This is a genomic window from Rathayibacter sp. AY1F8, from assembly GCF_002932165.1.
GTDB lineage: Bacteria > Actinomycetota > Actinomycetes > Actinomycetales > Microbacteriaceae > Rathayibacter.
In genome coordinates, this window is the sequence record NZ_PSVB01000006.1 from 141337 (window position 1) to 153582 (window position 12246).

A 12246-nucleotide genomic window follows, 5' to 3' on the forward strand; every position below is an offset into this window, starting at 1 on the left:
CTACCGGCGGGCGCGCCTCCGAGCGGTCGGGGAGGCGGGTTCAGGCCGGGGGCGCGGCGACGCGCTGGCCGACGACGGCCGAGACGCCGTCCTGCCGCATCGAGACGCCGTAGAGGGCGTCCGCGATCTCCATGGTCCGCTTCTGGTGGGTGATGACGATCAGCTGGCTCGAGGTGCGCAGGTCCTCGAAGATGCTGAGCAGTCGGCCGAGATTCGCGTCGTCGAGGGCGGCCTCCACCTCGTCCATGATGTAGAAGGGGCTCGGCCGCGACTTGAAGATGGCGACCATGAACGCCACGGCCGCGAGCGAGCGCTCCCCTCCGGAGAGGAGCGACAGCCGCTCGATCTTCTTGCCGGCCGGCCGCACCGCGACCTCGATGCCGGTGGTGAGCAGGTTCTCCGGGTCGGTCAGGCGGATGCTGCCGGTGCCGCCGGGGAAGAGGACGGGGAACACGTCCGCGAACGCCGCCTGCGTGTCGTCGAACGCGGAGGCGAACACGGTCTGCATCGTCTCGTCGAGCTCCTCGATGATGGTGAGCAGGTCGCGCCGGGTCCCGGTGAGGTCGGCCAGCTGCTCGGTCAGGAACGCGTGCCGCTGCTCCAGCGCGGCGAACTCCTCCAGCGCGAGCGGATTGACGCGGCCCAGCTGCCCGAGCTGCTTCTCGGCCTTCTCGAGGCGGCGGCGCTGCTCCTCGCGGACGTAGGGCCGCGGCTCCTGCTCCACGTCCGTCTCGTCGGGGACGCCGACTCCGGGACCGTACTCCTCCACCAGCACGTCCTCGGTGAGCCCGAGCTCGGACGCGGCGCGCTCGAGCAGACCGGTGAGCTGCAGCCTCTTCTCGTAGATCTGCAGCTCGAGGCCGTGGACGCTCTCGGTGACGGACTGGAGCCGGTCGCGCACGCTCCCCTCCTCGCGGCGGAGCCCCTGCAGCTCGGCGTTCTGCTGCGAGCGCGCCGCCTCGGCCGCGACGAGCTCGGCCCGGGCCTGCTGGACGGAGCGGTCGACGGAGGCGAGGACGGCGGGGAGCGCGGCGGTCACCTCGGCCGCCGCGTCGCGCTGGCGACGGCGGATCACGGCGCGGCGCGCGGCCTCGTCGGCGGCGGCGCGGTCGGCGGCCAGCTGGCGGGCCAGCGCCTCCCCGCGGGACTGCTCCGCCCGCACCCGCTCCTTGGCGGTCTCGACGCCGAGCCGCGCCTCGATCTCGCGCTCGCGTGCGGTGTCGACGTCGCGCTGCAGACCGTCGCGCGCGCTCGCGTCGAGCACCGGCCGGGGCCTGGCGCGCGCGGCGTCGAGCGCCGACCTCGCCTCCTGGGCCGCGCGCTCGGCGTCGCCGACCCGGTCCGAGGCGACGGCCAGCGCCCTCGAGCCCCGGCCGTGCTCGGCGGTGGCCGCCTCGAGCTGGGCGCGCACGCCGCCGAGCCGCTCGGTGTGGGCGGCACGGGCGGCGTCGTGCTCGCGGAGGGCCGAGAGCGCGCTCGCGGCCTGCTCCTTCGCGCCGCGGAGCGCTCCGGTCTGCTCGGCGAGTTCGAAGCGGAGCCGGTCGATCCCGCCCTCGACCTCCTCCAGCCGGGCGGCGGCGGAGTCGCGCTCGGAGACGAGCTCGATCCGGCTGCGCTGCCCGCCGGAGCCGGCGCTCTGCACGGCGTCGGAGACGGTCGCGCCGTCGCGGGTGACCAGGACGGTGCCCGGATCGATGCGCTCCCTCAGGCGCCGCGCCGCGGCGAGGTCCTCGACCACGAGCACGCGCTCGAGGAGCGAGAGGACCCCGGCCGGCGCCGAGACGAGGTCGCCCGCGCGTTCCGCCCCCTCGGGAACGGTGAGAGCGACGTACGGCCGGGCGGCGTCGGCGACCAGCAGCTCGACGCGTCCGAGGTCGCGCTCCAGCGCGGCGTCCAGAGCCGTGTCGGCCCGGGTGGTCGACTCGACCAGCACGGCGTCGGCGACCGCGCCGAGGGCGGCGGCGATCGCGGCCTCGGAGCCCGGCCGCACCTGGATCCGCTCGGCGACCCGGCCGCGCACCCCCTCGATCCGGGCGGCGATCAGCTCGGCCGAGCCGTCCGAGACGTCGAGGGCCAGCGACAGGGCACCCGTGCGGGCGGCCAGCGCCTCGCGCTCGCGCTCCAGGGCGTGCAGCTCCTCGCGCAGCCGCTCGATTCCGGCCTCGGCGGCCGAGACCGCGGACTGGGCGAGCTCGTAGCCCTCGTCGAGGCCGCCGTCGGGGCCACGGCCCGCGTCGTCCAGCTCGGCCTCCAGAGCGTCGAGCGCCCGCCGCGCCGCCTCCTTCCGCCGGTCGGCCGCGTCGAGGGTGTTCTGCGCGCGCAGGACCTCGCCCCGGACGGACGCGAGACGGGAGGCGGCGGTGTCGGCCTGCCCCGAGAGGGTGGAGAGCTCGAGGTCGTAGCGCGAGACGAGGGCCGCCTGCGCGGCGATCTCCTCGTCGACCGCGTCGAGGGCGGAGCGGGCGGCGACGGTCGTGCGCTGCGCCTGGACCCACGCCGTCTCCGCGTCGAGGACGGCCTGCCGCAGGCGCTCCAACTCGACCCGCGCCTCCTCCACCTGCGCCGGCGTCACGCGCGGCTGGATCTGCGGCTGCTCGGACTCGAGCTCGAGCATCGCGAGCCGCTGCCCGGCGAGGGCCGAGAGGTTGCGCAGCCGCTCCTGCACCGACTCCAGCTCGAACGAGGTGCGCCGGGCGTCGTCGACCGCGTCGCCGACCGCCTCCGCCTCGATCCGCGCTCGCCGGAGCGTCGCCTGCTCGAGCCGCTGCTGCAGGACCACCCGCTCGCTGTGCCGCTCGCTCTCGGTGCGGGCGAAGCCGTCCAGGGCGGTCCGGAGCGCGACCACGTCGTCGGCGAGCAGGCGCGCCCGGGCGTCGCGCACCACGGCGGCGATCGTCTGCGCCTGCCGTGCGACCTCGGCCTGGCGCCCGAGGGGCTTGAGCTGGCGCCGGATCTCGCCCGCGAGGTCGGAGAGGCGGGTCAGGTTCGCCTGCATCGCCTCGAGCTTGCGGAGCGTCTTCTCCTTGCGGCGGCGGTGCTTGAGGATCCCGGCGGCCTCCTCGATGAACCCGCGCCGCTCCTCGGGGGTCGCGTGCAGCACGGCGTCGAGCTGTCCCTGCCCCACGATGACGTGCATCTCGCGCCCGAGACCGGAGTCGCTCAGCAGCTCCTGCACGTCGAGCAGCCGGCAGCCGCGTCCGTTGATCGCGTACTCGCTGCCGCCGTTGCGGAAGAGGGTCCGGGTGATCGTCACCTCGGTGTACTCGATCGGCAGGGCGCCGTCCGAGTTGTCGATGGTGAGCGCGACCTCGGCGCGGCCGAGGGGTCCGCGGGTGGAGGTGCCCGCGAAGATGACGTCCTCCATCTTGCCGCCGCGGAGCGTCTTCGCCCCCTGCTCCCCCATCACCCAGGCGAGCGCGTCGACGACGTTGCTCTTGCCCGAGCCGTTGGGGCCGACGACGCAGGTGACCCCCGGCTCGAAGGCGAACGTGGTCGGCTGAGCGAAGGACTTGAAGCCCTTGAGGGTCAGGCTCTTCAGGTACACCCGGCCGCCTCGCTCCCGTCCACAACGCCTCCACGGTAGCCGACGGCCGCGGCCGGGCCGGGAGGCGGAGCCCCGACCGGCCGACGGACCACCGCGATCCCGCACCGGAACAGGCGCAGGAGGCCGCCGCGGGCGCTGGGACGTGCACACTGGGGTGGTGAACCGCACCTCCGACCCGGCGCTCCGGATCCGCGAGCTCGCGATCCCCGAGGCCGTGGGCGCCGACGGCTGGAGCGACTTCCTCGCCCTGACCACGATCGGCGATGCGGTGGGGACTGCCCCGGACTGCCGGGCCGTCTACACCTGGAACGCCGAGGAGAACCGACCGATGCTCGCCGTGAACGAGGCCGTCGGCTTCACCCCCGTCGCCCACGAGGGCCAGTGGAGGAAGGAGCTCTCATGACCCCGCTCGTCGAGCCCGGACCGCCGCTGACCGCCGCCGAGCGCGAGCGGTTCGCCCGGCAGATCCGCCTGGCGCCCCTCGGGGAGCTCGGACAGCGGCGCCTCCGGAACGCGCGCGTGCTGATCCTCGGCGCGGGCGGCATCGGCTCGCCGGTGATCACGGCGCTCGCCGCGGCCGGGATCGGGCGGCTCGGCATCGTGGACGGCGACGTCGTCGAGCTCTCGAACCTGGCGCGGCAGACGGCGCACGACGACTCCTCGGTGGGCCGGTCGAAGGCGGAGTCGGCGGCGGCGACCGCGCGGCGGCTCTCCCCCGGCATCGACGCACGGGCCTTCCCGGTGTCGCTGACCTCGGCCAACGTCGACGCCCTGGTGGCGGGCTGGGACGTCGTGGTCGACGGCTTCGACACCTTCGGCGCGCGCTACCTCGCCTCGGACGCGACGACGCGCGCCGGGATCCCGCACGTGTGGGGGTCGGCGCTCGGCTTCGACGGGCAGCTCTCGACCTTCTGGGCCGGCGCTCCGGGCGGAGGGGTGACCCTGCGCGCGCTGCACCCCGAGGCCGAGGACGCGGGCGACAGCTGCTCGACGGTGGGCGTGCTGGGCGCGCTCTGCGCGCTGATCGGCTCGGCCATGGCGGCCGAGGTCGTGAAGCTCGTGACCGGGGCGGGCGAGCCGCTGTTCGGTCGCGTCCTCGTGCACGACGCCCTCGACTCCTCCTGGGCCGAGCTCCCTCTCGAGCGGCGGGTGCCGCCGGTCCCGGAGCGGCGGGCCGCGGCGGGCTCGATCACGGCGGCCGAGCTGCGGGAGCGGCTGGCCGGGCCGACGCCCCCGACCGTCGTCGATCTCCGCGAGGACGACGAGGACCGGACCGTCGCGGTGCCCGGTGCCGTGCGGATGCCGATGTCGCGCTTCGACCCCGTCGCTCTGCCGGCCGGTCCGCTCGTGCTGCACTGCGCCTCCGGGGTCCGATCGCGTCTCGCGGCGGAGCGCGCGGCGGCGGCGGGCGTGGCGTCCGACTCGCTCGACGGCGGGATGGCGTCGTGGCGGGAGCGGTGACCCGTGCCGCGGCCGCGTGCGCCGCGGAACGGGTGGGGTGAGGCGCACCCAGCGCCCTGCCGATCGGCGACCCGGGATGTTCGGTGCTCGCAGCGGAGAGGATCCGTCCTTCTCCGCGGATCAGGGCGGAGCAGTGTCCGAAGCTGATCGGCGGTGGCGTGCTCGCGGCCACCGTTCCGAGGAGAGCACCCATGCCGACGCCTTCACCGCACTCCGCGCGGCAGGCGGCGCTGCTCGATCCTCCCGACCCGCTCGACCCCGGCGCGGAGGCGTGATGCCCGAGGTCTGGAGTCCCGCCGAGAGGCGGCTGCGTCGGCTCGGCTGGATTCCGCGGCGCCCCCTGCCGCGAGGTGCCGTCTGCGACGCGATCGTCTCGCCGCGCCTCAGCCTCAGCCGCGCCTGGCTGCAGACCGGGGAGTTCGAGGTCCTCCCCCATCCCGGAAGGCTCCGCGTGCTCTTCAGCCTCGACGGGACCGGCCGCCTCTCCGCCCGGGGCCGCGACCACCGGCTCCCGGCCGGCAGCGCTCTCGTGACCCGCGCCTCGACGGTGCAGTACGCGGCGGCGCTCAGTCCGTGGGCGCGCTTCGAGTGGCAGCTGCGCCCCTCGGTGCTCCGCGCGAGCGAGTTCGCCTCGCTCACGGACCGGGTCCTCGCCCTCCCCGAGGCCTACTGGCGCGCACTCACCGGTGCGGCGAACACCGTCCTCACTTTCGGCGTCGAGCCCTCGGACGCGGCCTTCGAGCACTTCGAGATCGCGAGCGAGCACCTCCTGGCCTCGGCCTTCTCGGCGCTGCTGCCCTCCTCCGACCGGGAGGACCGGTCCCCCGCCGCCGTGTATGCGAACGGCACGCGCCTGATCGAGCGGCACTACCGCGACCGCTCCTTCACGGTGGAGACGCTCGCGGAGAGTCTCGGCGTGTCGGTCAGCCACCTGCACCGGGCGTTCTCGGCCGCCGGCACCACCCCTCGTCAGCGGATCGAGCGCGCGCGGGCCTTCGAGGCGCAGCGCCTCCTCGACGAGCTCGGCCCGCGGGCGGCGACGGACCTGGACCGCGTGGCGCGGTCGGCCGGCTTCAGCTCGCGGATCCACATGCAGCGGACCCTCCGCCGGATCGACGACGCGGGCTGACGTGCGCCGCCGCGTCCCCCGCGCCGGACGGGCTCCCGGCGAGGAGGCGCCCTGAGTGGCTCCCCCGGTCCGGCGGCGCGACGGAACGTCCACGGTCGGGCATGGAACCTCGTCGCGGCCCGTTCCGCGTCGACCGGAGGCCGGACGTTCGGCAGGATCGGCGCGTCCACCACCCCTCGCACGAAAGAAAGAAAAGGAACACCATGACGGACACCAACGCCCTGGACCCGACGGCAGCGCACTCGCGCTCCCTCCCACCGCGGATCGACTCGACCGGCGGGGGGCCCGCCCGGCGGACGATCATGTCGGGTGCGGCCTGGTCCGTCCCCGTCGTCGCCGCGGCGGTCGCGACCCCCGCGGCCGCCGCGTCCACCGGCCTCACCCTCGCCTTCGACGCCCCGGCGTACTCCTTCCCCGCCTGCACCACGAGAACGGTCTCCGTCCTCGCCACGACCAACGGCGCTCCCGCTGCCGGCGACACGGTCACCATCACTCTCCCCGCCGGCCTGACCAGCGGCGGCGCGCAGACCGTCAGGGCGACGACCGGCGCGGACGGACGCGTGAGCATCCCGGTCACGGCCGGGAACGTGGCGCAGAACGGCATCACCCTCTCCGCCGTCTCCGGCGCCGCGGGCGCGACGGCGACCGCGAGCACCACCGCGACCACGGGGACCGCCGTCCGGTACGTCACCGACGGCGGACGGACGACGACGGAGTCGAACGGCAACGTGCCCTCGGGAGCCAAGACCGTCGGACCCCGGTACTACCTGACGGAGTCGGGCGAGCTCTATCACGGCGGGGGGCGGATCGCGCGCGGCGTCACCAGCGTCCAGGGCTTCCGCGACGAGCAGAACCGCGACGTCGCCGACTTCGTCGTCGACGGCGTCTTCTACCGCTTCGTCACCGGAGAGGCCGCGCCGAAGGCCATCGGGAGCGGCGTGCCGGCCGGATCGACGGTCCATGCGCCCGCCTTCTACGTCACACCGAACGGCGAGCTGCGGCGCGCCGGCGGAGCCCTCGTGACCACCGGAGTGACGAGCGCGGACTCCTTCCGCGACCAGAGCAACAACGACGTCATCGACGTGATCGTCGGCTCGGAGCTCGTCCGCTACATCTCCTCCACGAAGAACCAGGTCTACGCCAGGAACGTTCCGGCAGGATCGACGGCCTTGGCGCCCTCGTACCACCTGACGCCGGACGGGCGCCTCTTCAACAGCAGCATCCTGGTCGCCACCGGGGTGACCAGTGCCGACGCCTACCGCGATCGACAGAACCGTGACGTCGTGGACGTGATCCAGAACGGCGCTCTCGTCCGGTACGGCGCGTTCGCGGACAGGACGCAGCCGCAGATCCGCGTCGCCTCCGGTGTGCCCTCCGACGCCACCATCTTCGCGCCGGACGCCTACGTGACCCGGGACGGCCGGGCCTTCGTCAGCGGCGTGCTGGTCGCCACCGGAGTCTCCTCGGCGTTCGGATTCCTCGACGTGCAGAACCGCAACGTGCTCGACACGATGACCAACGTCCTGTGCCCGTGACGCACGGAATCGGCCGCTGATCCGGTCCTGCCCCGCCGCGCGCGGGTCCGAGGAGGCGTCCCACGGGTCCCTGTGCGGCGGGACAGGAACCAGTCCGTCCTCGGGATGCAGCGTCCTCCAGAAGCGCGGACGCACCTGCTGCGGACCGCCCGGAGCGGACGCACCGGTCCGGTCGAGGACGGCTCGTCACGGAGGGCTCTTCGGGGTCAGCCGCCGGCGAACGGCGGCAGGACGTCGACCGCGGCATCGGGACGCAGCGGCGTGGCCCTGTCCGCGGTCGACACGCCGTCGACCAGGTAGGTGCACCGTGCGAGCACGTCGGCGGCCGAGGGCGCGGAGGCGACGAGTCTCTCCTCGAGAGCGCCCAGGTCGGGCACCTCGTCGAGCTCGTCGGAACCACGGCCGAGGGCGGCCTTGGCCGCCGCGAAGTAGCGGACCCGCATGCTCATCCGCCGATCGCGCTCATCGTGCGCTCGGGCTGCACGAAGCCCGCCCTGTTCATCTCGTGTCCCGCGGGCTTGGCCCACATCGCCCCGCGCCAGAGCTGGGCGACCTCGTGGTCGTCCGCGCCCGCGCGCATCGGGCCGAGCAGGTCCGTCTCCTCGTTCGAGAAGAGGCAGCTGCGGACACCTCCCTCGGCCGTGAGCCGGGTGCGGCGGCAGTCGTCGCAGAAGTTCTCGGTGACGGACGCGATGATCCCCACCTGGCCGAGCACCTCGGACCCCCCGGCCTCGCGGACGTCGAAGAGCTCGGCGGGGGCGCCGTCACGGGGGGCCGCGTGCGGGCTGAGCGAGAAGCGCTCCGAGAGCAGCGCCCGGATGTCCGCGGCGGTGATCATGGTCGCGCGGTCCCAGCCGTGGTCGGCGTCGAGCGCCATCTGCTCGATGAAGCGGAGCTGGTGGCCTCCCGCGAGGGCCCAGGCGAGCAGCTCCGGGGCCTCGTGGTCGTTGATCCCGGGCAGGAGCACCGCGTTGATCTTGGTCTGGTCCAGGCCGGCGGGACCGAGCGCGTCGATGCCCGCGAGCACGCGGTCGAGGAACGGGCGACGGGTGACCTTCGCGAAGGTCTCGGCGCAGATCGAGTCGAGCGAGACGTTGACGCGGTTCAGGCCGGCGTCGGCGAGCGCCGCTGCCCGACCCGACAGGCCGATCGCGTTCGTGGTGAGCGAGATCTCGGGGCGCGGGTCGAGGGAGGCGACGTCGCGGATGATGTCGACGAGGTCCTTGCGCAGGAGCGGCTCGCCGCCGGTGAAGCGGATCTGGCGGACGCCGAACTGCTCCACGGCGATGCGCGCGAGGCGGAGGATCTCCTCACGGCTCAGCAGGGACGCGGGCGGCTGGAACGGCAGGCCCTCCGCCGGCATGCAGTAGGTGCAGCGCAGATTGCACTTGTCCGTCAGCGAGATCCGCAGATCGTCCGCGACGCGCCCGTAGGTGTCCAGGAGGAGCGGGGTGGCGGGGCGGTCGGCCGGGAGGACCGCGCTGCGCTGTCGGGGCCGGAAGCCCGGGATCCCCAGTGCTGTGCTCATCCGCTCACACTACGCCGCGGAACCGGGCGCGACCCGGCAAGATGGACTCGGTCCCGCCGCCGGTCGGGCTCCGCCGCTCGCGAGAGGACACGATGACCTCGATCGACCTGCACGCCGCCCGGGTGCGGGCGCTGCTCGCGCCGCTGGCCACGCGGGGCGCCCGCGAGACGCTGAGCCTGGAGCCGGCCGCCGTCGCCGCCGATCCGGGCGCGTACGACCGGCGGGTCCTCGCCCGCTCCGTCGACTCCCCGCTCGACCTGCCGCGCTTCGACAACTCGCAGATGGACGGCTTCGCGGTGCGGGCGGCCGACCTCGACGCGGCGGCGCCAGAGCAACCCGTCGCCCTGCCCGTCTCGGCGCCGATCCCCGCGGGCGACCGGGCGCCGCGGCACGCGCCCGGCACGGCGACACCGATCATGACCGGCTCGCCGCTGCCGGTGGGGGCCGACGCCGTCGTCCCGGTCGAGCGCGTCGATCCTCCGCGCTTCCCCGCGGAGGGCAGCGTCGCCTTCGCGCACCCGGTGGTGCCGGCGACCTTCGTCCGAGCCCGGGGCAGCGACGCCCGCCGCGGCGAGCTCGCCCTTCCGGCCGGCACGGTCCTCCGCGCGGCCCACTACGGACTCCTCGCCTCCCTCGGGCTGACCGAGGCGGAGGTGCTGCCGCGACTCCGGGTGCTCGTCGTCCCCACCGGCAACGAGATCCGTCCCGCAGGCGCCGTCCTCGAGGAGGCGCAGATCCACGACGCGAACGGCGCCCTGCTGGCCGAGGCCGTCCGCGAGGCGGGCGCGCTGCCCGTCGTCGCCGCCTGCACGAGCGATCGGGCCGAGGACCTCCTGGCGCTGCTCGAGGCGCACGCGGGCGCGGCCGACCTGGTGATCACGGTCGGCGGTGTCAGCGCGGGCGCCTACGAGGTCGTCCGCGACGCGCTCGGCCCGGCGGGCTCGGAGTTCGGCCACGTCGAGATGCAGCCGGGCGGCCCGCAGGGCCTCGGTCTCGTGCGCGTGGCCGAGGGGCTGCACCTGCCGGTCGTCTCGCTTCCCGGGAACCCGGTGAGCGCCCTGGTCTCGTTCGAGGTGTTCCTCCGGCCCGTGCTGCGCTCGCTCGCGGGACGGACGCCCGCCGAGCGGCCGCGGCTCCGTGCGCGCCTCGGCACGGCGCTCGACTCGCCCGCGCACCTGCACCAGATCCGCCGCGGAGTCCTCGACGACGAGGGCTTCGTGCACCCGGTGGGCGGGCCCGGCTCGCACCTGCTGGCGTCCTACGCCCGCTCCACCGTGCTCATCCACGTCCCCGTCGGGACGGACCACGCAGCGACCGGCGACACGGTCGAGATCTGGAGGATCGATGACTGAGAGCGATCGGCTCACCCATGTGCGCGTCGACGGAGCCGTGCACATGGTCGATGTGAGCGCGAAGGAGGCCACGGCGCGCACCGCCGTCGCCGAGGGCTACGTCGAGACCTCACCCGAGGTGGTGCGGCTCCTCGAGCAGGGCGAGCTGCCCAAGGGCGAAGCGCTCGGCGTGGCGCGGATCGCCGGGATCCTCGGCGCGAAGGCGACCTCGACCCTCATCCCGCTCTGCCACCCGCTGGCGCTGGACGGCGTCGACGTGAACCTCGAGCCGCAGGACGGCCGCGTCCGGATCGAGGCACGCGTGCGCACGACCGGGCGCACCGGGGTCGAGATGGAGGCGCTGACCGCGGTCAGCGTGGCCGCTCTCACGGTCTACGACATGATCAAGGCGGTCGATCGCGGTGCCGCGATCACCGGTATCCGTGTGCTCGCGAAGGCGGGCGGGAGGAGCGGCTCGTGGACGAGCGGAGGAACCCCGTGACGCGGCGAGCGGTGGCGGTCGTCGCCTCCACCCGTGCCGCCTCCGGCGTGTACGAGGACCGGACGGGACCGGCGCTGGAGGCCTGGTTCACCACCCGCGGCTGGGAGTCGCGGGTGGTCGTCGTGGCCGACGGCGACGCGGTGGGCGAGGCGATCGCCGACGCGATCGGCAGCGGAGTCGACGTGGTCGTGACCACCGGCGGGACGGGCGTCGCCCCGAGCGACGTCACCCCGGAGCAGACCGCCCCCCTCCTGGAGCGGCCCCTGCCCGGCCTCGCCGAGGCGGTGCGCGCCAAGGGCGCCGCCCACGTCCCGACCGCCGTGCTCAGCCGCGGGCTCGCCGGCGTCAGCGGCCGCACCGTCGTGGTGAACCTCCCCGGTTCCCCCGGCGGCGTCCGCGACGGGATCGACGTGCTCGACCCGGTGATCGGGCACCTGCTCGACCAGCTCGGAGGCGGCGACCATGCCCGCTGAGCCGGTCGCCCTCGCCCGGCTCGCGGCCGAGGCCATCACCGTCGACGAGTGCGAGCAGGCGGTCGACTCCCCGACGCACGGCGCCGTCGTGACCTTCGCGGGCGTCGTCCGCGACCACGACGAGGGCCGCGGCGTGCTCCGGCTGTCCTACGAGGCGCACCCGGACGCCCCCGCCGCACTCCTCGCCTCCGCCCGCCGCATCGCCGAGCGCTGGCCCGACGTCCGGATCGCCGCCGTGCACCGGGTCGGCGACCTCGTGGTCGGCGACCTCGCCCTCGCCTGCGCCGTGGCCTCGGCCCACCGAGCGGCGGCCTTCGAAGCCTGCGCGGCACTGGTCGACGACATCAAGGCGTCGGTGCCGATCTGGAAGGAGCAGTCCTTCGTCGACGGCAGCTCGGAGTGGGTCGCGAGCCTCGGCTGATCTTCCTTCGAGCCCGTCCCCGCCGGGCTCGGCGCGGTCGGCCGGAGAGGGTGGCCACGTTTCGCAGAGCGGGGAGCGATCGCCTAGATCGATCCGCTGGCACGCGGATCGATCGTTCGGCTCGGGGGTGTTTCACACCGAGCCCGTCCCCGCCGGGCTCGGCGCGGTCGCGGTGCTCGTCCCCGAGCCCGTCCCTGCCGGGCTCGGCGCAGTCGGCTTTCCAGGGCGGCTGCGATTCGCAGAGCGGGGGACGACCGCCTAGATCGATCCGCGGGTGAGCGGATCGATCTAGGCGGTCGTCCCCCGCTCTGCGAATCGCAGC

Annotated in this window: 11 protein-coding genes; 8 read left to right on the forward strand and 3 right to left on the reverse strand. The window is 74.7% G+C overall.

Annotated elements, in window-relative coordinates; translation table 11 throughout:
* Positions 1 to 40: 40 nt before the first annotated feature.
* A complete protein-coding gene (smc, locus tag C5C35_RS07245; protein WP_104226885.1) occupies positions 41 to 3544 on the reverse strand; it encodes a chromosome segregation protein SMC in 3504 nt (1167 codons plus the stop codon).
* A 157-nt stretch (positions 3545 to 3701) separates the two neighbouring features.
* Between smc and C5C35_RS17365 the strand changes: the two genes are divergently transcribed.
* The 4 genes from C5C35_RS17365 (at position 3702) to C5C35_RS07265 (ending at position 7669) form a co-directional block, all read left to right on the forward strand.
* Entirely contained in the window at positions 3702 to 3947 is a 246-nt protein-coding gene (locus C5C35_RS17365; protein WP_181134121.1) for a hypothetical protein, read from the forward strand.
* Positions 3944 to 5005, forward strand: coding sequence for a ThiF family adenylyltransferase (locus tag C5C35_RS07255; protein WP_104226886.1), 1062 nt, complete (start codon positions 3944 to 3946; stop codon positions 5003 to 5005). Before C5C35_RS17365 ends, C5C35_RS07255 begins: the two co-directional genes overlap by 4 nt.
* Before the next feature lie 274 nt (positions 5006 to 5279).
* Positions 5280 to 6134: an AraC family transcriptional regulator gene (locus C5C35_RS07260; RefSeq protein WP_104226887.1), complete on the forward strand. Its 855-nt coding sequence runs from the start codon at positions 5280 to 5282 to the stop codon at positions 6132 to 6134.
* Between the two features lie 203 nt (positions 6135 to 6337).
* Positions 6338 to 7669 (forward strand): hypothetical protein, encoded by a 1332-nt coding sequence (locus C5C35_RS07265; RefSeq protein ID WP_104226888.1) that lies wholly within the window; start codon positions 6338 to 6340, stop codon positions 7667 to 7669.
* A gap of 206 nt (positions 7670 to 7875) precedes the next feature.
* Here C5C35_RS07265 and C5C35_RS07270 read toward each other — a convergent pair whose 3' ends face one another.
* Together C5C35_RS07270 and moaA are read right to left on the reverse strand one after the other, a co-directional pair.
* A complete protein-coding gene (locus C5C35_RS07270; RefSeq protein WP_104223924.1) occupies positions 7876 to 8118 on the reverse strand; it encodes a MoaD/ThiS family protein in 243 nt (80 codons plus the stop codon).
* Complete coding sequence (gene moaA, locus C5C35_RS07275) at positions 8115 to 9197, reverse strand: GTP 3',8-cyclase MoaA (protein ID WP_104226889.1); 1083 nt, start codon at positions 9195 to 9197, stop codon at positions 8115 to 8117. Before moaA ends, C5C35_RS07270 begins: the two co-directional genes overlap by 4 nt.
* Positions 9198 to 9289: 92 nt before the next feature.
* On the opposite strand from moaA, the gene glp reads away from it, so the two are divergent.
* The 4 genes from glp to C5C35_RS07295 are packed head-to-tail and all read left to right on the forward strand — an operon-like array spanning position 9290 to position 11924.
* Positions 9290 to 10549: a gephyrin-like molybdotransferase Glp gene (glp, locus tag C5C35_RS07280; RefSeq protein ID WP_104226894.1), complete on the forward strand. Its 1260-nt coding sequence runs from the start codon at positions 9290 to 9292 to the stop codon at positions 10547 to 10549.
* Complete coding sequence (moaC, locus tag C5C35_RS07285; RefSeq protein WP_104226890.1) at positions 10542 to 11030, forward strand: cyclic pyranopterin monophosphate synthase MoaC; 489 nt, start codon at positions 10542 to 10544, stop codon at positions 11028 to 11030. The genes glp and moaC overlap by 8 nt, the downstream gene beginning before the upstream one ends.
* Complete coding sequence (locus tag C5C35_RS07290) at positions 11006 to 11503, forward strand: molybdenum cofactor biosynthesis protein B (protein ID WP_244229433.1); 498 nt, start codon at positions 11006 to 11008, stop codon at positions 11501 to 11503. The genes moaC and C5C35_RS07290 overlap by 25 nt, the downstream gene beginning before the upstream one ends.
* Positions 11493 to 11924 carry a molybdenum cofactor biosynthesis protein MoaE gene (locus tag C5C35_RS07295; protein WP_104226891.1) on the forward strand — a complete coding sequence of 144 codons (432 nt, stop codon included), beginning with the start codon at positions 11493 to 11495 and terminating at the stop codon, positions 11922 to 11924. Before C5C35_RS07290 ends, C5C35_RS07295 begins: the two co-directional genes overlap by 11 nt.
* Positions 11925 to 12246: the final 322 nt, after the last annotated feature.